19 protein-coding genes, 1 pseudogene and 1 riboswitch are annotated in these 20219 nt (G+C 33.9%); of the genes and pseudogenes, 10 read left to right on the forward strand and 10 right to left on the reverse strand.

Annotated elements, in window-relative coordinates:
* Nucleotides 1–98: 98 nt before the first annotated feature.
* A complete protein-coding gene (gene ppx, locus NLJ82_RS19390) occupies nucleotides 99–1634 on the reverse strand; it encodes an exopolyphosphatase (protein WP_000658868.1) in 1536 nt (511 codons plus the stop codon).
* 178 nt (nucleotides 1635–1812) lie between these two features.
* On the opposite strand from ppx, the gene NLJ82_RS19395 reads away from it, so the two are divergent.
* The gene (locus NLJ82_RS19395) at nucleotides 1813–2271 is read left to right on the forward strand and encodes a YkyB family protein (RefSeq protein WP_000804868.1); all 459 of its coding nucleotides are present in this window, start codon (nucleotides 1813–1815) and stop codon (nucleotides 2269–2271) included.
* Between the two features lie 31 nt (nucleotides 2272–2302).
* On the opposite strand, the gene NLJ82_RS19400 is transcribed toward NLJ82_RS19395, so the two are convergent.
* Nucleotides 2303–2965: a YkyA family protein gene (locus tag NLJ82_RS19400; RefSeq protein WP_000922491.1), complete on the reverse strand. Its 663-nt coding sequence runs from the start codon at nucleotides 2963–2965 to the stop codon at nucleotides 2303–2305.
* Nucleotides 2966–3614: 649 nt separating this feature from the next.
* Nucleotides 3615–4256 carry a diguanylate cyclase domain-containing protein gene (locus NLJ82_RS19405; RefSeq protein ID WP_000680835.1) on the reverse strand — a complete coding sequence of 214 codons (642 nt, stop codon included), beginning with the start codon at nucleotides 4254–4256 and terminating at the stop codon, nucleotides 3615–3617.
* 164 nt (nucleotides 4257–4420) lie between these two features.
* Between NLJ82_RS19405 and NLJ82_RS19410 the strand changes: the two are divergent.
* A pseudogene (locus NLJ82_RS19410) lies at nucleotides 4421–4666 on the forward strand (hypothetical protein).
* On the opposite strand, the gene NLJ82_RS19415 reads toward NLJ82_RS19410, so the two are convergent.
* Nucleotides 4606–5106 (reverse strand): hypothetical protein, encoded by a 501-nt coding sequence (locus NLJ82_RS19415; protein WP_000708168.1) that lies wholly within the window; start codon nucleotides 5104–5106, stop codon nucleotides 4606–4608. The pseudogene NLJ82_RS19410 and the gene NLJ82_RS19415 overlap by 61 nt on opposite strands.
* A 425-nt stretch (nucleotides 5107–5531) precedes the next feature.
* Between NLJ82_RS19415 and NLJ82_RS19420 the strand changes: the two genes are divergently transcribed.
* From NLJ82_RS19420 to metE, 5 genes are all read left to right on the forward strand, one after another.
* The gene (locus NLJ82_RS19420; RefSeq protein ID WP_000445753.1) at nucleotides 5532–7073 is read left to right on the forward strand and encodes an MDR family MFS transporter; all 1542 of its coding nucleotides are present in this window, start codon (nucleotides 5532–5534) and stop codon (nucleotides 7071–7073) included.
* Nucleotides 7074–7272: 199 nt separating this feature from the next.
* Nucleotides 7273–7824, forward strand: a complete 552-nt coding sequence (locus NLJ82_RS19425; RefSeq protein ID WP_079994077.1) for an RNA-guided endonuclease TnpB family protein — start codon at nucleotides 7273–7275, stop codon at nucleotides 7822–7824.
* A 28-nt stretch (nucleotides 7825–7852) separates the two neighbouring features.
* Nucleotides 7853–8062 (forward strand): zinc ribbon domain-containing protein, encoded by a 210-nt coding sequence (locus tag NLJ82_RS19430; RefSeq protein WP_157405038.1) that lies wholly within the window; start codon nucleotides 7853–7855, stop codon nucleotides 8060–8062.
* 159 nt (nucleotides 8063–8221) lie between these two features.
* Nucleotides 8222–8779 (forward strand): PadR family transcriptional regulator, encoded by a 558-nt coding sequence (locus NLJ82_RS19435; RefSeq protein ID WP_000062073.1) that lies wholly within the window; start codon nucleotides 8222–8224, stop codon nucleotides 8777–8779.
* 352 nt (nucleotides 8780–9131) lie between these two features.
* A riboswitch (cobalamin riboswitch) is annotated at nucleotides 9132–9319 on the forward strand.
* Nucleotides 9320–9447: 128 nt separating this feature from the next.
* Entirely contained in the window at nucleotides 9448–11736 is a 2289-nt protein-coding gene (gene metE, locus NLJ82_RS19440) for a 5-methyltetrahydropteroyltriglutamate--homocysteine S-methyltransferase (RefSeq protein WP_001007591.1), read from the forward strand.
* A 36-nt stretch (nucleotides 11737–11772) separates the two neighbouring features.
* Here metE and comJ read toward each other — a convergent pair whose 3' ends face one another.
* Nucleotides 11773–12162, reverse strand: a complete 390-nt coding sequence (comJ, locus tag NLJ82_RS19445) for a competence protein ComJ (protein WP_000424028.1) — start codon at nucleotides 12160–12162, stop codon at nucleotides 11773–11775.
* Nucleotides 12163–12198: 36 nt separating this feature from the next.
* Nucleotides 12199–12633, reverse strand: coding sequence for a DNA-entry nuclease (nucA, locus tag NLJ82_RS19450; protein WP_000811499.1), 435 nt, complete (start codon nucleotides 12631–12633; stop codon nucleotides 12199–12201).
* Between the two features lie 236 nt (nucleotides 12634–12869).
* Between nucA and NLJ82_RS19455 the strand changes: the two genes are divergently transcribed.
* On the forward strand, nucleotides 12870–13619 hold the full coding sequence (locus NLJ82_RS19455) for a DUF3967 domain-containing protein (RefSeq protein WP_000388462.1): 750 nt from the start codon (nucleotides 12870–12872) through the stop codon (nucleotides 13617–13619).
* Between the two features lie 50 nt (nucleotides 13620–13669).
* Here the strand turns inward: NLJ82_RS19455 and kinB are convergent, their stop codons facing one another.
* On the reverse strand, nucleotides 13670–14944 hold the full coding sequence (gene kinB / locus NLJ82_RS19460; RefSeq protein ID WP_000420386.1) for a sporulation sensor histidine kinase KinB: 1275 nt from the start codon (nucleotides 14942–14944) through the stop codon (nucleotides 13670–13672).
* Between the two features lie 309 nt (nucleotides 14945–15253).
* Between kinB and NLJ82_RS19465 the strand changes: the two genes are divergently transcribed.
* Nucleotides 15254–15454, forward strand: coding sequence for a protein YkzT (locus tag NLJ82_RS19465; protein WP_000929285.1), 201 nt, complete (start codon nucleotides 15254–15256; stop codon nucleotides 15452–15454).
* Between the two features lie 123 nt (nucleotides 15455–15577).
* Nucleotides 15578–16735 (forward strand): aminotransferase A, encoded by a 1158-nt coding sequence (locus tag NLJ82_RS19470; RefSeq protein ID WP_000434568.1) that lies wholly within the window; start codon nucleotides 15578–15580, stop codon nucleotides 16733–16735.
* A gap of 21 nt (nucleotides 16736–16756) precedes the next feature.
* Here the strand turns inward: NLJ82_RS19470 and malR are convergent, their stop codons facing one another.
* The 3 genes from malR to malC all read right to left on the reverse strand — a co-directional run bounded on the left by malR (nucleotide 16757) and on the right by malC (nucleotide 20204).
* Nucleotides 16757–17779: a maltose operon transcriptional repressor MalR gene (gene malR, locus NLJ82_RS19475; RefSeq protein WP_000219043.1), complete on the reverse strand. Its 1023-nt coding sequence runs from the start codon at nucleotides 17777–17779 to the stop codon at nucleotides 16757–16759.
* 280 nt (nucleotides 17780–18059) lie between these two features.
* Nucleotides 18060–18902 carry a maltosaccharide ABC transporter permease MalD gene (gene malD / locus NLJ82_RS19480; protein WP_001022608.1) on the reverse strand — a complete coding sequence of 281 codons (843 nt, stop codon included), beginning with the start codon at nucleotides 18900–18902 and terminating at the stop codon, nucleotides 18060–18062.
* Nucleotides 18903–20204: a maltosaccharide ABC transporter permease MalC gene (malC, locus tag NLJ82_RS19485; protein ID WP_001194991.1), complete on the reverse strand. Its 1302-nt coding sequence runs from the start codon at nucleotides 20202–20204 to the stop codon at nucleotides 18903–18905.
* Nucleotides 20205–20219: the final 15 nt, after the last annotated feature.

A 20219-nucleotide genomic window follows, 5' to 3' on the forward strand; every position in this document is an offset into this window, starting at 1 on the left:
CTTCCCCTTGAAACTTTTTTACTATAATTTAGTTACTTTCATTTTAGCAAATTACAATATTATAAAGTGTAAATTTTTTGTAAAGACATCCGTACAACTCAATGCTTTAATTTAAATAATAAGGTAATATTTGTTTTCAATACTCTTTCTAGCTGTTTCTTCTGCTTTTCAGCTTGCACTTTTTCCGCTAACGCCGATTGTTCACATACAATTTCAAATGTTAATCCTTCTTTACTTTCTGTTATAGATATTGATTCAACAAGCGATCTTTGTCTTATATTTAAAGCTGCTGAAAATTGTAAAACAGCCCCTAAAAGGCGAATTTTCTTTTGTTCATTTTTATCAAACCATCCTTCAAATGGTGACAAATGTTGTTTGAATAACATTTTTGATTTATAAGACGCAATAAGCGCTAATCTTACTCGCTCTTTGTGCATCATACCATCAATTGTTTTATTCGCTAATAAATAAAACGTATGTAAGCGGCTCGCTTCTTCGTCTATATATTTGCCTATATTAAATACTTTCGCTGCTTGATGGAATACTTCCCAGTCTTTTACTGACATAGAAATCAGCCCTGTTTGTTCAAGTTGTTGACAAATCAATCTTCCATGTTTAATAAGCTGCATTACAAATTCCATATCCATTTCATATTCATGTGATAATAAATACAAACTTTCTTCGACCACGTTCGGATAATATGAAATCCCCAAATCTTTTGTCAACTCTTCATAGAAAACACCTTCTCGTAATCCTTTTCTACTTAATACAAATGATGGCGCCTCTATAACATTAACAAGCGTATGAAATACTTCGACTGCTGGAACAATTGTATCTGCTCGATCTTTTGCCAATCCTTCCAATTTTTGAAGTTCTATGAACGACAATGCTTCTAATTCTTCTTTCACATTTTTAATATCTTCTTCTTTCATCTTATATAAATGTACCCCTGCTATAGGATAACAAATTAAATTTTGATGAATTTTCACTAAGTTCCTCGCACTACCACCAATTGCAATAAGAGGCAACTTCTTATCAATTAACCATGGTAATGTTCGAAATTGATATTCTAAGTACGTTCGAATCTTTTCCAACTCTTCTTCAGTAGGTATGTCCTCTTTAATAAACTGCTTTAAAGAAAGTGCTCCAAAAGGAAAGCTATGATACTCTAAAATCTCTCTATTTCGAAAGTATGTAACTTCCGTACTTCCTCCACCAATATCTACTGTAATTCCTTCAGAGAACGAAGTTGAATTCATAACTGCTAAATAGCCGTAACGTGCTTCTTCATATTCTGATAATACTCTAAGAGTAAAGTCTGTTTGTCCTTCAACAAGTTTTTTAATTTCCTCTTGATTCTCAGCCTGCCTAATTGTTGCTGTTGCAACACAAAGTACATGGCGCAACTGATGGAATCGTGTACTTTCTTGAAATTGAAATAATGTTTGTAACAATACCTCTATTCCTTCTTCAATCAACACACCATCGACTAAGTAATTCCTTAACCGTGCAACCACTTTCGTATTTTCAATCTCTTTATAAAAACCTCCGTTTTGCTTTTCATAAATAACTAAACGCATTGTATTAGATCCAATATCTATAATGGCATATTGCTGTTTTAATATTTCTTTCAAACTTCTCACTCTTTCATTATCAAATTTCTAAAACACATTCTATTACTATTATACAAAATAGTTGTTTTTTGTAACAATATTGCTTTAATATTGAAAATATATACAATCACTTTTTGCATATAATAAAAATCGCTTTTTACTTATGGTATAATAATGAAAAATTGAAAGGAGATTTAATATGAAACCTTCACAACCACAATCTCAATTACAAAACCAACATTCTATTAATCGACTAGCTCAATCTATTTTCGTTGTGAATCGTCATGCTAAAGCTGCAACTAATCCGAAGTATTTATACTGGTTAAAAAAGACAGCTTTAGAACGCTTAATTACTGAAAAAAAAGCTATTAAAGAAGGATTACATTTCTCTAGAAATCCACGTTTTAGCCAACAACAATCTGATGTTCTTATACGTTTAGGTGATTACTTTTTCCATATTCCTCCTACAAAAGAAGATTTTCGAATCCTACCACATCTCGGTCATCTTGAATCCTCCTATCGAAATCCGAAAACAACCTTATCTTTAACAGTAGCAAAAAAAACACTTCAAGATTATATTGGTCCTGAAGCGCTAAAACAAGAAAAGAAATTAAGTGAACCTGTCCCATGGTATAGTCGTACCTATACAAAAAAATAAAACAGTTTGGCCAATTGTAGGCCAAACTGTTTTATTTTTTCTCTTCTTTAATTTTAATATTTGCTTGTTTATAAAAAGCAATTTTTTCTGTATTATAAGACTTCGTAAATTCATTAAACTTGTCTTTTTCTGATTCAATATCTTTATAAGACTGATTTACTACTTTTACTTTTTCACTAATATCTTTTAATTTCGTACCTTTATCTTGTAACATTGTATATAATTCTTTTTCTTGTTTTAACGATTTATTATAGCTATCATACATTTTGTTAAATGAATCATGTCGTTTCTCATATGTGCTTTTCACTTTATCCGCTTGATCTTTCAATTTCTTATCTTCAATTTTCTTCACATATTTATCTGCCGATTTCACTTCTTCTTGTGCCTTATTTAAAGATTCTTTTTCTTTTTTAAGCACTTTTTCTCGTTCATCTGTATTTTTCACTGCTTGGTTTAGTTTTTCCTTAACAGTTTGATTATTATCTTTTCCTTCTTGAACAATCTGGTTATATAATTCTTGTCCCTCTTTCTCTAAAGTTTCAAGTTTTTTTGCATCTTCAAACATTGTTTTTTCTTGCTTTGCAGCATTTTCAAATGCAACATATAATTCCTCTTCTGGTTTCGGCCCGAAACAACCCGCTAGTAAAGTCATTGATAATGCAGTTACAATTGCTAATTTACTATATTTCAACATCTTTTTCCTCCTACTTATATACGATCATCGTGTAAAAAGCTATGAAATTATATAACCTTCTATAAACTCCACACTCGCACCTTTTTCACGAAAATCATTCATATTGTTTATAATGCTTGTACAAATTGTATTACTTGAAATTACATTTTCCGTTTTTGAACTAAATAGCAGTTCCATATCCATCTTTTACTTGGCACTTTTTAAAACCTATTGATATTATGTATTACACAAAAGTACAACGGAATTCATCACAACCATAATAATTTGAAGAACAACAGTAATCATTCACCTGATAAAAGATGTTCGTTGTTCTCACACGTCTATCATTCTATCATTCCCTTTCCCGCTTTCTATCAAATAATCTCTTCGTTCATTTTACACAGTATAAATGCTATCTTGCAACAACTTACAATTATTCTTGCCATTCCCTAAAAAGGAAAAGTGTAGAGTATACTTTCCTCTACACTTTTAAAATGAAACACATTGTGCAAAATGCATTGACACATCCATCATAATTATATGCCTATTTCATATATTTTTAAAGACTTTTATTACAAAAAAAGTTCTTTTTGTAATAAAAGTCAAAAAAATGTTACAATAAAAACTTCTTCATATCATATTTCTTCAAATCAAAATTTCACTTATTTTTTTACAAATTTCTATGCTGGTACAATTGATTTTGTGCCTTTCTTAACAATTCTTCAAACGTTTTTCCTTCTATAGGATAACTAGCAGCCCCAAATAATAGAGTCATACTTAACAAACCATTTTCTATTTCACTTTCAATATTTTTCATTAATCGGTTTGTTATTGTCGACTTTTCATGTCCGTTATCAATTGCCACAATCACATACTTATTTTCATCCCACTTCGTAACGACATCGCCTTTACGAATTGTCTTTACAATCGTGCCCTCCAATTTTTGTACTAACACCTCCAATTTTTTTTCTTGCACTGTTTCTTTTAGTCCTTTCCATTCTTTCACAGAAAGAATGTACACTGTAATATTATGAGAATCTCGTTCTGATAAAGCAGCTACTTTCTCAAAAAAATCAACTACAAAATCATTACTTGCCATTCCTCCTACTTCCGTATCCATACGCCCACTCGCTTTTTTATCATACCAATGTCCAAAATAATAGCTGAGTATCATTTGCAATATATAAATAATAAAGACGGTATAAAATGATCGCGAATCCAGTTTTGTAATTACATCCTGAAGCGCAATCCATTCTGTAACTGCCACTGTATTCCCAAGTAATAATCCACTAATTTTCCCTTTATGTTTCATACTTCACCTCCCTTCTATACCAATATATGTTTCTATAACAATTATGTTTTTCTACAAAATAAAAAATGTACATATTGAGTGTACATTTCCGCTTAAGCTTGTCTACCATTTCTATTCTATTTCATATATATGCCATGCATCATTTTAGAAATATGGTGACCTACATGCTACAAAAGAAAAATCTATCAGATATTATACGTTTACTATCGGGGTTTCTGTAGTCGCTAAAATTACTATTTAATTCTTTCGGAGTAAACTTCATTACATACAATCAAATCGACGCTATTGTAAATATGGATCGAACAAAAAAGGGAATCAAAAAGGAACCTTTCATACAGGTTCCTTTTTATCATTGCCGTACAACAACTTCATTTGTTTGCAACGGACCATATGATACTCCGTTATATTGAAATGTATATGTAGCCTGAAATAGTGTGTTTTTGAGTTCTTTATCTTTATTTGCTTTTATTTTACAAATTAACTCTACCTTCTCATTTGGTAATAAATTATCGATTCTCCACCTTACAAGCTGGAACAGAAACTCGCTCATCCCCTTATCAACCTTTAATGAATTTGGAATATAGGCAAAATAATCTCGAATCATATGACTTACTACAACTCGTGAAATCATTTCCATTCCTTTATTTTCAACTTCAATTCGAATAATAAGTATGTCGTTTACATCATAGGTCAGTTCATATGAAAATTTTTCTTTATACATACTACGGATTTGTAATGTAACTGCTACGTTAGGACATTCATTTTCCTTTTTTGAGCCATCAATCCATAATACCGGTTGTAGCGGTATTGAACGCCTTCCTTGATCCGGAATTCGTTTCCATATTTTCATAATAATATTCACCCCATTTCAGATGCATCATATCCATACGACCTTATTCTGCCTCTCTACACAATATTAATAAAGCTCGTTACAAACGATATATAGTTATTACTCTTCCTTTTATCCTATTCGACAAAGTAAAGAAAAAACCATTTTTCATCTGTTAACAGCAGGTATTCTTACTGAAATATTTTTTTACAATTTCCTTCATTGACTTTTTACCAATACTAAGTATTACTCACTCTTTCGCTGTCCATACAACAGAATATTTTGACGGAAGAAAAAGTTTGCCTTTTAGTCAAACTTGACTATAATATTCTTTATGGCTTTGTCAGTGCACTTGTGTAAATTGATTTTTAAAAATATATTTATAATTTTTATGCGCTGCACTCAAAACTTAATATAGTTTACTTATTATTAAAGGAGGGTTATCTTTGGAATCTCAATTATCAAAAAAAGACTCCAGCAAGACAAAATTTGTTGTTGCGGGTTTACTACTTGGTATTTTAATGGCGGCAATGGATAATACAATCGTTGCAACAGCAATGGCAACAATCGTTGGAGACCTAGGAGGATTTGACAAGTTCGTTTGGGTCACGTCTGCATATATGGTAGCAACAATGGCAGGAATGCCTATCTTCGGAAAACTTTCTGATATGTACGGACGGAAACGCTTTTATATTGGTGGCCTTATTCTTTTCTTGTTCGGTTCTGCACTTTGTGGAACAGCATCTAGTATTGAGCAATTAAGTATTTATAGAGCAATTCAAGGAATTGGTGGCGGAGCTCTTATGCCTATCGCCTTCACTATTATGTACGACATATTCCCACCAGAAAAGCGCGGAAAAATGACAGGGCTATTCGGTGCTGTTTTCGGAACATCTAGTGTATTCGGCCCTTTATTAGGTGCTTATATTACAGACTATATAAGTTGGCACTGGGTCTTCTATATTAATATTCCATTAGGACTTATCTCCTTCTTCTTCATTACGAAATATTATAGTGAATCTCTAGAATTTAGAAAACAAAAAATTGATTGGGCTGGCGCTATTACACTTGTTATTAGTATCGTTTGCTTAATGTTCGCATTAGAACTTGGTGGTAAAGAATACGCATGGAATTCCACTGTGATTATCGGCTTATTTACAACAGTTGTTATTATGCTTATTATTTTCTTCTTCGTAGAACGAAAAGCAACCGAGCCTATCATTTCTTTCCATCTATTTAAAAAACCTTTATTCGCAGCTAGCCAAGGTGTTGCCTTTTTCTATGGTGCCGCTTTTATCATCTGTACAGTTTATATCCCAATCTTCGTTCAAGGTGTTCTCGGTGGTTCAGCCTCAAATGCTGGATTAATTTTAACACCTATGATGATTGGCTCTGTAATTGGAAGTCAAACGGGTGGACAGTTAGCTTCTCGAACAAGTTATCGTAACATTATGATGGCATCTGGAGTTTTCTTCGTTCTTGGCATTTATTTACTAAGCACTTTAACAATGGACACACCTCGCCTACTCGTAACACTATTTATGGTTCTCGCTGGACTTGGTGTTGGTTTCTCATTCTCAGTTTTAAGTATGTCTTCGATTCACAAATTAGAAATGAGAGACCGTGGTTCTGCTACATCAACAAACTCATTTTTCCGTTCACTCGGTATGACTCTTGGTGTAACGATTTTCGGTACAATTCAAAATCATATTTTTACAGATAAACTAAACACTCTCTTCCCACCTGAACTAGCAAAATTAGCTCCAAAGGGTGGAGACACAAGTTTCTTATTATCACCAGGTGCTACCGATAAAATACCAACTGAAATATTAACTGGTATTAAAGAAGCTCTAGCTACATCTATTGCCAGTACATTCTTCTGGGCACTGATCCCGGCTGTACTAAGTATTATTTGCATTTTACTTATGGGAAATGAGCGTCTTTTTACAGGACCAAAAACGAAACAAAAACAAAAGCAAGTAAGTTAGTATAGAAAAAAGAAACGGCATACCCTTTATGAAAAAGGGTATGCCGTTTATAATATATAAAGTAAATCTTTGATCAGTAAGGAACCATTCCTACTGGTTATTATCCCTCACCAATCGGGATAAAGTTTCTATATACAGGAGAAAGAAACAGTAAACAAAAACATAGACAAAAGTGTGCATATATAGCAAAAAAGTAATTATGAAACAATATAAACCAAAAGAATTTTCAGAAATGCTTAATGTCTCTGTTAAGACATTGCAAAGTTGGGACAATCAAGGTGTTTTACCTGCTTACCGAAACCCAAAAGGAAGATATTTTGTATCTGTACTTTGCGAATTGGAAGAAATGGCAACAAAGTTAGCACTCAATAAAATAGGTCTAGGGATTGATTTAGGAGTGAAGGATTTTGCTACACGTAGCGATGGTATCGTTCATGAAAACATCAACAAAACAATAAAAGTAAAAAAGATAGAAAAACGGTTAAAACGTGAACAACGCTCTTTAGCACGTAAATTTGAAAATCTAAAAAAAAGAGGTGAAAAATCTGTTACTAATAAAAGAGTGGATATAGATAAAAATGTTCTTAGAGTGCAAAAGTTGCATGCTCGATTAGCGAATATTCGAATAGAGTATGTAAAGTCTATTGTAACGAATGTGGTGAAAACCAAGCCAACGTTTATTACAGTGGAAGATTTGAATGTGAAAGGTATGATGAAGAATAAACATTTATCTAAAACAATTGCCAAGTAGTCTTTTTTTTGCATTTAAAACGTGGCTTTTGACGAAATGTGAGGAATATGGAATTGAATTACGTCAAGTAGACCGGTTTTATCCATCGTCAAAGTTATGCTCATGTTGCAGTCAAAAGAAAGCGGATTTAAAGCTATCTGACCGAGTATATACATGTGAATGTGGCAATGTAATGGATAGAGATTTGAACGCAGCGATCAACCTTTTACAAGCAAAAGAATATACAATACTAACGTAAATAGTTTGTATATATGTACGGTGGGCTACATCGGAATTTACGCCTGTGGAGTGTCACAGCAAACTGTAGTGGCAAGTGATTAGCGAGGCAGGGCACGTAGAAGCAGGAATACTCTAAGAATATACATTTGTCTATATTTTTAGTAGCAGTTGAGACAGAATGAGCATGAAATTAGTCATTCTCGGTTTGCTACTCGAAGGGGATAAACATCCATATGAAGTGCAACACATCATGAAAGAAAGACAAATGGATTGTTATATTAAATATGCAAAAGGATCACTTTATTACGCCTTCGAGCAATTAGAAAAGCAAGGTGCAATTCGTGTTACAACTATTGTTCGAGATACAAATAGACCAGATAAAACAATTTTTCATATAACAGACGAAGGTAAACGGTTATTTCACACATTACTATTAAAACAATTCGAGGCAAAAAATCAAATATATAAACCAATTTATTCGGCACTCTCTTTCGCTCATTTTGGTGATGACCAAGAGTTAGTTCCGATTTTAGAAAAAAAGAAAAATGATACCATTCAATATTTACATAACATGCAAACTATTTATGACTGTAGCAACGGACAAATTCCACGTGCACAACTATATATTTTGCAAAGTGTTATTGAACATATTACAGTTGAATTGCAATGGTTAAACACCCTTCTTGCAGATGCTGTTGCCGGGCGACTTTCAGAAATTGATATTGATACGGATTAAACTTTTAAAATAGAAACTGTAAAATGACAATATAGTTATTTTATTTCAAAGTCTAAAACAAGTATAACCCCATTCTAATTTAGGTTGGGGTTATGCTTGTTTAATTTTCTATATAAGATAAACCAATTATTTAATAACATAACTGGCATCTTATGTATGTATAGGTACCCATTTCTTTATAAATTTAATCGCACTTTATTTCAATTCTCCTCATGTTTCTTCACTCTAAAAAAATCAGAAAAATACAAATAATTAAAATAAAAAACTTTAGAATTTTCTTATTTCAAAACAGTAGACAAAATTCCAAAAATTGTGTTAGAATTTGTTTCAATATCATATCGCTTGTTAAATTCCTTTCAAAAGGAAAATGGGTACACGAACAGTTTGTTTCGTGTTTAAAAGGGAAGCTTGGTGAAACTCCAACACGGTCCCGCCACTGTAAATGCTGAGATTTCTTTTTAATGCCACTGTGAAAACGGGAAGGTGAAAGAAATCATATGAAGCATAAGTCAGGAGACCTGCCTGTTTTAACAACACTGATAGATTCACGGATGATGATGAGGTGTTAAAACAAAAAGGAAGGCTTATTTTCTATGCCTTTATACTTTTTGTTATAGGTATTTCCTAGTAAACGGAAATGCTTACTTTCAATTAGGGAGGAATTTGAAATGGCAATTCAAACAAGTAACTTAGGTTATCCACGTATCGGACTACAACGAGAGTGGAAAAAAACATTGGAAGCTTTTTGGTCTAATAAAATTGATGAAGAACAATTTTTAACAACAATGAAAGAAATTCGTCTTAAACACGTTAAAGCACAGCAAGAAAAAGGGATTGAACTTATTCCAATTGGCGACTTTACATATTACGATCACGTTTTGGATACTGCTTATATGCTAGGATTTATCCCATCACGTTTTTCTGAGTTTACATCTTACCTTGATGTATATTTCGCAATGGCGCGTGGCTCTAAAGATCACGTAGCTTCCGAAATGACAAAATGGTTTAACACAAACTATCATTATATCGTTCCAGAATATGAAGAGGGATTACAAATCTCTTTAAAAGATAATCGTCCACTTCGCTTATACGAAGAGGCAAAACAAGAATTAGGAGTAGATGGAAAACCTGTTATTTTAGGACCATATACTTTCTTGAAATTAGCTAAAGGCTATACACAAGAGCAATTTGCTACTATTTTAAAACAGTTAGTTGCACCTTACGTACAACTGCTTTCAGAACTACATGCAGCTGGTGCACAAATCATTCAAGTTGATGAACCGATTTTCGCTTCTTTAACGAAAGAAGAAGTTCAACAAGCAAAAGAAATTTATGAAGCTATTCGTAAAGAAGTTCCAAATGCGAATCTTCTTTTACAAACATATTTTGATAGTGTAGAAGAAAACTATGAAGAAATCATTACATTCCCAGTATCAAGTATTGGATTAGATTTCATTCATGGTAAAGAAGGTAATCTACATGCTATTTCAAAATATGGATTCCCAGCTGATAAAACTTTAGCTGTTGGTTGTATAGATGGCCGTAACATTTGGAGAGCCGATCTTGATGAAGTTCTTACGTTATTTACAACGTTACAAAAACAAGTCCAAACGAAAAACTTCATCGTTCAGCCTTCTTGTAGCTTATTGCATACGCCAATCGATAAAACAGAAGAAACTCACTTATCGACTGAGCTATTTGACGCGTTGGCATTTGCAAATCAAAAATTAGAAGAGTTAGTTCTTATTCATTCCGCTCTAACTCAAGGTACAGAAAGCATTCGTAATGAGCTGGAAACATATCGAAATGTACATCATACAATTCGTTCATCTGCTGCACGTAACCGAGAAGATGTCAAAGCAGCACGAACAGCACTAAAAGAAGAAGATTTTTCACGACCTCTTCCATTTGAAAAACGATACGAATTGCAACAAGTTGCTCTGAAGTTACCGTTGTTACCAACAACAACTATCGGTAGCTTCCCGCAAACAACTGAAGTTCGCCAAACGCGAAAAGAATGGCGTAACGGTGTTATTTCAAATGAACAATATGAACAATTTATTGAAAAAGAGACAGAAAAATGGATTCGTTACCAAGAAGAAATTGGTCTTGATGTTCTTGTACATGGTGAGTTTGAAAGAACTGACATGGTCGAATATTTTGGTGAACGCCTTGCTGGTTTCTCATTCACTAAAAACGGTTGGGTGCAATCATACGGTTCCCGCTGCGTAAAACCACCTGTTATTTATGGTGATGTAGCCTTTATTAACGGAATGACTATTAAGGAAACTGTTTATGCACAAAGCTTAACAGAGAAAGTTGTAAAAGGAATGTTAACTGGACCTGTTACGATTTTAAATTGGTCCTTCGTTCGAAATGACATTCCAAGAAAAGAAGTTTCATATCAAATTGCATTAGCTCTTCGTCATGAAATTGAACTACTTGAATCTTCCGGAATTCGAGTAATTCAAGTCGATGAGCCAGCACTTCGTGAAGGAATGCCACTAAAAGAAAAAGATTGGGACGCTTATATTACATGGGCAGTACAATCCTTCCTTTTAGCCACTTCATCTGTAGCAAATGAAACACAAATTCATACTCATATGTGTTACAGTAACTTCGAAGATATCGTTGATGCGATTCGCGCATTAGATGCAGATGTGATTTCTATCGAAACATCAAGAAGTCACGGTGAATTTATTGATACATTAAAACATACAACATATGAAAAAGGCATCGGTCTAGGTGTATATGATATTCATAGCCCACGTGTACCAAGTAAAGATGAAATGTATAAAATCGTAGAACAATCTTTAAAAGTATGCGATCCTAAATATTTCTGGATTAATCCTGATTGTGGTTTAAAAACGAGAAGAACAGAAGAAGTTATTCCAGCTTTAGAGCACATGGTGCAAGCGGCAAAAGACGCTCGTTCCTTGCTAAAAACAAACGCATAATAAAAATGGGGTATCCTTTTTGAGGATACCCATTTTTTATTCTTTACTTTCAAAAAAGAATTCATATTGTATTTTATATAATTCATCATCCGTTGGTTCTTCAAGGGGTGTTGCCTGTAATACAACCGTATACTCACCATTTGGAATAGGAATTTGAAATTTATTTGAAAGAATACTTGTTACAACGATACATTCATTTTCAACTGTAAAAGGAACTGTAACCGTTCTAATTACTTCTTCTTTCTCAATATGTTTCCCTGGGGTCACTTTTACTTCACAAGTATAATCAGAAAGTGCTTCAAAAATAACAGTTCCATCCGCCTTCGCATAACCTCTCTCAAAATCTTCATCCGTCCAGTCAACGTAAGGCTGCTCACCGTCATAATTCATTAACATTAATTGCGAATACGAAATTGTTAACTCCATCGTTTCCCTCCTCCTTCATTATGAAATATACAACTACTACTTTACGTCAAATTTTACACGCGTACCATCTGGGTATTTATCTAACTTATTTCCTACCCAAGAGCCTGCTCCGCGATTATCTGCTGGACTTATATATTCGATGTGCGCTCCTTTTCCGCCTTCTTTACACATCGCCATTGGCCATTCATCACGATCATACCCTTTTTTTGATGGGTATGGAGCTAACGATAATTTTCTTCTATCCGCAGCTCCACCACGGTCGATTGTACACACTTCTGAATGCCCTTCTTTTATAGCATCCGTAATATGTTTCCCTGTCTCTGGGTATCGATCTTTCGGAAATTCTAGAACTTGATCATACGCATTTGTTTTTTTAATACTTGTTTCCTCTGGAACAAGCACTTCATACACCGCTACTACAATAGAAAGAATTGCAATAATTGAAATGATAATACCTTTTAATTGCTTCATGTATACCTCCATGATTCTACCAGTTTCTTCTCCTCAGTTATTATAACAAACTTCTCCTGTATATGTTTTCAGACATTATTTTAGCTCTTCTTCGCCATTCCGCCAAAAACTCTCATTTTTCTTCATCTTTTCACTAATGCTGTAGAAAACTAATAACCTTCCGACATTCTTTTTCAAAGGAAGTCCTCATAAAAGATTGAAATGATATATACGATACTTTTTGGGGAGGAAATATTATGGAAGCTACCTATAAAACGAAAGATGTGACAAATAAAACAGGCATCCCAAAACATATAGTCCGCAAATATAGTCAACTGTTAGAAGAACATGGTTATATAATTTCCAAAACAGCTGATGCTCGTATTTATAAACTTGATGATTTAAAACTATTGAAATCTATACATGAAAGAGCTGCTACATTGCAGGAAGATATTTCAGAAACGATACCAATTATTTTAAAAGAAAAAGAGGCCCCACCTGTACCAGTTATACAAAATACGCAAGAAATACAACCGAAAGAAAAAGAAGATGGGCGCAACTTCGAGGAATTCATGTTAAAACTTGAAATGCTCGCTCAACTAAATGAAGCCATTATTCATCAAAATTCTACCCTTATTACCCAAAATCGTTTAAAAGATGAAAAGCTAGATGAGTTGATGCAACAAGTTTATGTAAAAGAAGGATCTCAGGAAAAAATGCTACAAGAGTTAGTGGATCATGCCGCTCAAACAGATGCTCTGCAAAAAGAAAAGATGGACTTATTAATGAATCATATGTATAAACGAGAATCTAAACAAGAAGAAAAAATGAATAAACTCGTAAATCAAATTTATAATAAAGATAGCAACCGTGATGCACAACTTATGCAAGTAATTCGCGAAATTCAAGAAACAAAAAGATTAGTCGCCGCCTCAAAAGAACAAAGTTTTTTCCAATCATTTAGAAGTTTATTTAGCCGAACAAAACAAGAAAAAACAACTGAATAGCATATATTTTTTCTAATATAAAATAAAAAGTTACCTTCTATCGGTAACTTTTACTCCTTATTTCTTACAGCTGGTAATATAATAATCGCTTCAGTTCCTTTCCCACTTTCACTTTTATATTCCAGCGTACCATTATGCGCTTGTAAAATACTAAATGTTACCATTAGTCCTAATCCTGTCCCTTTTTCTTTTAAAGAATAATACGGTTGTCCGAGCCTTGCTAATTGTTCTTTCGTCATCCCAACACCACTATCTTTAACTCTTATTACAATCGTTTCATCTTTTTGTATAGCCGTTACTTTTAAATATCCTTTATTTCCTTGAATTGCTTCAATACCATTTTTAACAACATTCATAATAGCTTGCTTCAATTTCGTTTTATCACCGATTGTATAAAGACTTTCAGAAATCTCAACTTGCAAATATACACCTTGCATCGCTGCAAATGATGACATAAGAGTTGTCATTTCTATTAATTGAGCTGATAAGCAAATATGTTCTTTTTTCTCAATTTGTGGCCTTGCTAAATTTAAATAATCTGAAATAATTTGTTCTGCCCGGTCCAATTCAGCTAATACGAGACGCATATAATCCTTGTTCTTCACATCTTCCGTACTTTCTAGCAATTGAATAAAACCACGAACAACAGTGAGCGGATTTCGAACCTCATGTGCAACACTTGCTGCTAACTCACTTACAATATTAAGTTTCTCTGACTTTTGCATCTCTGTACGTAGTATTGCATTTTCATTTAAATATTCTGTTAAGTACACCTGAAATACCATTGTCATAACCATAATAAGCGAAGCAAATATATATCCGCTATATAAGTGCGAAACATATGGTGTAAACCCCGTTTCTAACAGAACGTTAATCATACCAATCACTAAAGAAACAAGTACGTACAATGATGAAATCATAAATGCTAAAATTAGCTTCTTATCCCTTGAAAATAGAGACCATTTCTTTGATAAAAATAATGGAACTATCAATAGAAATATTACTTCTATGACTGGAAGAAGGTTTATGCCCTTTAGCGCCCATTCATAGACAACAAAAATAACGGCCGGGATTAAACCAACAATCCCACCATATAAAAAACCACTAACAATTGGGATTGGGTGAAAGTTATACCCGCAAACGTCCCCAAAACAAATAGAATATGTCATAGAGAGAACGAGTGTAATGCTAGATAAAAACATAATAAAGTAGCGGTTCGGCTTCGGAGGCATTTCTTGATAACGATTTAAACGAATCGCTTCGTATAAAAATAGTGGCAAAATAATGATTGCAATTTGGATCATTAAATCACGGATAAGCTCCATAGCCTCTCATCCCCTATATGTATTTTGATATGATTATATCATTTTACAGGTTTGTTTGTTTTAAAATTTTGATTTTTCTTAACATATTTGTTAATTCTTTGTTAACAACACATAATAATTGTTACAGATTTTCGAAATGAATGTAAACCCTGTACCAAATTTCTGCCCGACAGTATACAATGAATACGGATTACAAAGAAAATAAAAAATACTTCATAAGACGGACAACTATAGCAAAATACAGCATATAATCCATACTATCTATGTTTACAAATAAGTGATCATTATTTTAGTAGGAGGAAGATAAATATGGCGGGTACTACGCTTGTTTTAAAAGAAGAAAATTTGGTCGTTCTAGAAAACGTTGAAAAATCAGTGTATGAAGAGTTACAGCATAAAACAGGAGAAGAAAATTGCACATGCGCTGTGAATGAATCAGTTGTTCACCTTGGCAAAGTATCCTCTGTACTTTGGAATGAAGATGAAATAGATTGGGAATACGGATATTAAAAAGTCGCTTACAGCGGCTTTTTTTCTATTATCCCTCTCTTTCTACATACCATATACGCAAGCGAAATGATAGAAAATATGTTAAAATGAACTTAATTTTCAAACGGAAGAAAGGGAGATACAATGGAACAATTCATTAACCCTAGAGTAAAGGACATCCAAATTTCTGGAATCCGTCAATTCTCTAACATGATTCAAAACTATGATAATCTTATCTCTTTAACAATTGGACAACCTGATTTTCCTACACCTTCTCTCGTAAAAGAAGCGGCGAAACGGGCTATTACAGAAAATTATACAAGCTATACACATAACGCTGGTTTACTAGAGTTACGCAAGGCAGCTTGTAACTTTGTAAAAGATAACTATGATTTACATTATTCACCTGAAAACGAAACCATCGTTACAATCGGTGCTAGTGAAGCAATTGATGTTGCATTTCGAACGATTTTAGAGCCAGGAACAGAAGTCATTTTACCTGCCCCTATTTATCCAGGGTACGAACCGATTATTCGATTATGCGGCGCAACACCTATTTTTATCGATGTTCGTGAAACTGGCTTCCGTTTAACAGCCGAAGCACTGGAAAAGGCCATTACAGAAAAAACAAGATGCGTCGTACTGCCGTATCCTTCTAATCCAACTGGTGTAACTTTATCAAAAGAAGAACTACAGGATATTGTAAATGTTTTAAAAGATAAAAATATTTTCGTTCTTTCTGATGAAATTTATAGCGAACTTGTATATGAACAGACACATACATCGATCGCTCATTTCCCAGAAATGCGTGAAAAGACTATCGTCATTAACGGTTTATCAAAATCACATTCTATGACCGGCTGGCGTATCGGTCTATTATTCGCACCAAGATATTTAGCTGGGCATATATTAAAAGTTCATCAATACAACGTAACGTGCGCTACTTCAATCGCTCAATATGCTGCAATTGAAGCTTTAACAGCTGCTAAAGATGCACCAAAAATGATGCGTCATCAATACAAAAAACGACGTGATTACGTATATAATAGGCTCATTCAAATGGGCTTAACAGTTGAAAAGCCAACAGGTGCATTTTACTTATTCCCATATGTTGGCCATTTAACATCTTCATCATTTGATTTTGCACTTGATCTTGTGAAAGAAGCTGGACTTGCCGTCGTTCCTGGAACAGCATTCTCTGAATATGGTGAAGGCTACCTTCGCTTATCCTATGCATATAGTATTGAAACTTTAAAAGAAGGCTGTGACCGTTTAGAATCCTTTCTACAACAAAAAAGCTAAGAGTTAAACTCTTAGCTTTTTTTATGCATAATGATCGCAAGTTTGACGCTTCAGTAATTTATGCGGAATAATGATACACTTTGCAGTAGACTCCGCATTCTCTACTTTATCAACTAAAGCTTTTGCTGCCTCATATCCTAGCTGATATATATTCACGTCAACTGTTGAAAGCGGAGGACTCGCAATTTCTGATAATAAAGCATTATTAAAGCTTACAATTGAAACATCCTTCGGTACAACGAATCCTTTTTTAGAAAGTGCACTTAGCACACCAAGTCCAATCAAGTCATCCGTTGCCATAATTGCTGTCGGTGGTTGCTTTAGCCCCATTAATTCCTCCACGGCTTGTTGACCACTTTCTCTTGAAAAATCAAAATGTAAAATATACTCTTTCGGCAATACAATGTCTGCTAATTTTAAAGCATCACTCATACCAGCCAAACGATCTCTCGTCACAAGTAAATCTGATCCACCGCCGATGAACGCGATTTGTTTATGACCTAATGAAATCAAATATTCTGCTACTTCTCTTGCAGCTGTATAATTGTCATTATCTACATATGTAATTTCTTCTTTACGATCATATGGTTTCCCGATTAATACGAACGGGAAATTTTGTTTATGTAAATATTGAATAATCCGATCATTCTCTCTTGAATATAAAAGAATAATGCCACCAATTTGGCGCCCCTGCACCATCTTTACAACACCATTAAAAATTTCATCTTCCGTTTCACCTGTCGACATATAAAGCGCATACCCTTCCACATGTGCAAACGAACTAATCCCTCTTATAACTTCTGGGAAAAACGGATTTTGAAAAGCTTTACTTGCAGAACTTGGCATAACAAGGCCAAGTGTTTTTGTTGTTTGGTTAGCTAGGTTTCTTGCGTTTAAATTAGGATGATACCCTAGTTCACTCATTACTTTCCGAACACGACGCTTTGTTTTTTCACTTATACTTGGATTATCAGCAATTACACGAGAAACGGTAGATGGTGCTACATTCGCCTTCTTCGCCACATCTTTAATTGTAACTGTCATAAAAATCCCCCTCCTTTCACTTCTCTGCCATTTTATATATTTTCATCTTGCACCCGTTGCAAGTAATAGGGGAAGTCATAAACTTTCATTGATTCTATCTTGTAAAACCTATCATATTCTCCCTCTCCATGTATTGTAAGGGATAGAGCTCTTTTTTCCTATACTATAATATACTATTTATTTCACTTCTTTTCATATGGGATGTCAAATCTCTTTTCATCTCCCTATAAAATGTTTTATAGGAAGATGAAAAGAAAAATGGGACATAATGTCCCATTTTTCATCCTTTCGTACCTCCAGCAGTTAAACCAGAGATAAAGTATTTTTGTAGTGATAGGAATAAAATTGAAATTGGGATTGCAATCAATACGGAACCCGCTGCGAACGTTGTAAATTCATTCCCAAATTTCTTCGCCACCATTTCATATAATCCAACTGCTAACGTATAATTTTCTGGTGTGCGCAAAATAATACTCGCTAAAATAAAATCTGTAAATGGGCCGATGAAAGTAAATAACGCTACAACCGCTACGATTGGCTTTGCAAGTGGCATAATGATTTGCCAAAAAATACGGAAATGCCCTGCTCCATCCATACGAGCTGACTCATCCAATTCTTTCGGAATCGTATCAAAATACCCTTTCATAAGCCATGTGTTCATTGGAATTGCCCCGCCTACATAAATTAAAATTAATGCAAGGTGCGTATCAATTAATCCTGTTAACTGTGCTAATACGTATAAAGCGATTAACGCTGCAAAGTTTGGAATCATTTGCAAAATTAAAAATGTTAATAAACCATTTTTTCTTCCAACAAAACGGTATCTCGAAAATGCATAAGCAGTAAAACTAATTGCTAACACTGAAAAAATCATCGTTAAAACACTTACTTTTAATGTGTTTTTATACCATAGTAAATAATTACTATTCTCTAAATCTAATAACTTACGATAATGATCTAGTGTTGCATTTTGCGGAATAATACTTGATCCAGATAAACTATCACCCGGATTAAACGATGAGCCAATAATCCATAATAATGGATAGAAAATGATGGCACACATTACGAAAATAACGAGATAACTTAATGAGAGACGTAACATCTTTTGTCTTTTAATATTCATTTACATCATATCCTCTTCTTGGAATGATTTTGTTCTCTTAAATTGCCATAACGCAACTGTAATAACGATTAACGATAAGATCATTGTAAGAGCTGCTGCTTTTCCGTACTGCGCGGAAGTCATCGTTAACTTATAAATCCATGAAATTAAAATATCTGTTCCACCTGCGTCTTGTCCAGCTACAGCAGGACCTCCGCCGTTAAATAGATAGATGATACTAAAGTTATTAAAGTTAAACGTATATTGCGTAATTAATATTGGTGCTGTTGCATATAGAACAAGTGGCAATGTAATTTTACGAAACTGTTGCCAAGCTGTAGCTCCATCTACTGTAGCCGCTTCGTATAATTCTCCTGGAATCGATTGCAGTATACCTGTTGTCATTGCAAAGACGAACGGGAATCCAAGCCACGTTTGAATCATAATTAAAGCAATCTTCGCCCAAAATGGATCTGTCATCCAAGCAATCTTTTCCATTCCGAATAAAGCTAATACTTGATTGTTAATCGCTCCAAATGTTTCATTAAACATACCAGAGAAAACAAGAATAGATACGAATGCTGGGACCGCCCACGGTAAAATGAAGATTGTTCGAATAATCGCCTTCCCTTTAATACCAGGCTGATTTACGATAATCGCTAAGAAAATACCAAGTGCAACTTGTAATGTCGTTGCAACGAATGTCCAGATGACAGTCCAAGAAAATACACTTAAAAACGTTTCTCTCCACATCGGTAATGTAAAGATATCAATAAAGTTTTTAAATCCTACCCAATCTACTAATTTAGCTGGAGGAGAATGATATAAATCATAGTTCGTAAATCCAATTAAAATTACGAAAATGATTGGAAATACAACGACAAAGATAAGTAATAAAAACCCTGGTGAAACCATTAAATACGGAAAACCTTGGTCTAGTAAATTACGGTATTGCTCTTTTACAGAGTTTAACGGTGTTCCTATATCCCGTTTCTTTCCGTTTTGGTATGCATCATATAAATTAAATGCATATATTCCGAGTCCAAACACGATGACAATGAGTGCCAAGATTCCTTCTACTAATAGAAAGACAGAATGGTCACGTGGAACTTCTGTACCAAGCGTTACAATTCCCCATAATCCCATATTTAATAAATCAGCAAAGGCTACAATAAATGAACCTGTTAATACTAGAAAAATAAGACCTTTTACAAATTGTTTATTATACATTTGGCCCACGCCTGGAATGATTGATAACATGGTTGCCATTTTCCTATGTTTTGAACCGTTTAAGCCGTTTGCTGGTTCCATAGATGTTTGCATGTTCCTTCCCCCTTT

This window comes from Bacillus paranthracis, assembly GCF_024296885.1.
In the GTDB taxonomy this organism is placed as follows: Bacteria; Bacillota; Bacilli; order Bacillales; family Bacillaceae_G; genus Bacillus_A; species Bacillus_A paranthracis.

Coding starts and splice junctions, on each gene's coding strand:
- NLJ82_RS19395 (WP_000804868.1), top strand. CDS start 1,813: ATGAAACCTTCACAACCACAATCTCAATTACAAAACCAACATTCTATT.
- NLJ82_RS19400 (WP_000922491.1), bottom strand. CDS start 2,965: ATGTTGAAATATAGTAAATTAGCAATTGTAACTGCATTATCAATGACT.
- NLJ82_RS19405 (WP_000680835.1), bottom strand. CDS start 4,256: ATGAAACATAAAGGGAAAATTAGTGGATTATTACTTGGGAATACAGTG.
- NLJ82_RS19415 (WP_000708168.1), bottom strand. CDS start 5,106: ATGAAAATATGGAAACGAATTCCGGATCAAGGAAGGCGTTCAATACCG.
- NLJ82_RS19425 (WP_079994077.1), top strand. CDS start 7,273: ATGAAACAATATAAACCAAAAGAATTTTCAGAAATGCTTAATGTCTCT.
- NLJ82_RS19435 (WP_000062073.1), top strand. CDS start 8,222: ATGAGCATGAAATTAGTCATTCTCGGTTTGCTACTCGAAGGGGATAAA.
- metE (WP_001007591.1), top strand. CDS start 9,448: ATGGCAATTCAAACAAGTAACTTAGGTTATCCACGTATCGGACTACAA.
- comJ (WP_000424028.1), bottom strand. CDS start 12,162: ATGGAGTTAACAATTTCGTATTCGCAATTAATGTTAATGAATTATGAC.
- nucA (WP_000811499.1), bottom strand. CDS start 12,633: ATGAAGCAATTAAAAGGTATTATCATTTCAATTATTGCAATTCTTTCT.
- NLJ82_RS19455 (WP_000388462.1), top strand. CDS start 12,870: ATGGAAGCTACCTATAAAACGAAAGATGTGACAAATAAAACAGGCATC.
- kinB (WP_000420386.1), bottom strand. CDS start 14,944: ATGGAGCTTATCCGTGATTTAATGATCCAAATTGCAATCATTATTTTG.
- NLJ82_RS19465 (WP_000929285.1), top strand. CDS start 15,254: ATGGCGGGTACTACGCTTGTTTTAAAAGAAGAAAATTTGGTCGTTCTA.
- NLJ82_RS19470 (WP_000434568.1), top strand. CDS start 15,578: ATGGAACAATTCATTAACCCTAGAGTAAAGGACATCCAAATTTCTGGA.
- malR (WP_000219043.1), bottom strand. CDS start 17,779: ATGACAGTTACAATTAAAGATGTGGCGAAGAAGGCGAATGTAGCACCA.
- malD (WP_001022608.1), bottom strand. CDS start 18,902: ATGAATATTAAAAGACAAAAGATGTTACGTCTCTCATTAAGTTATCTC.
- malC (WP_001194991.1), bottom strand. CDS start 20,204: ATGCAAACATCTATGGAACCAGCAAACGGCTTAAACGGTTCAAAACAT.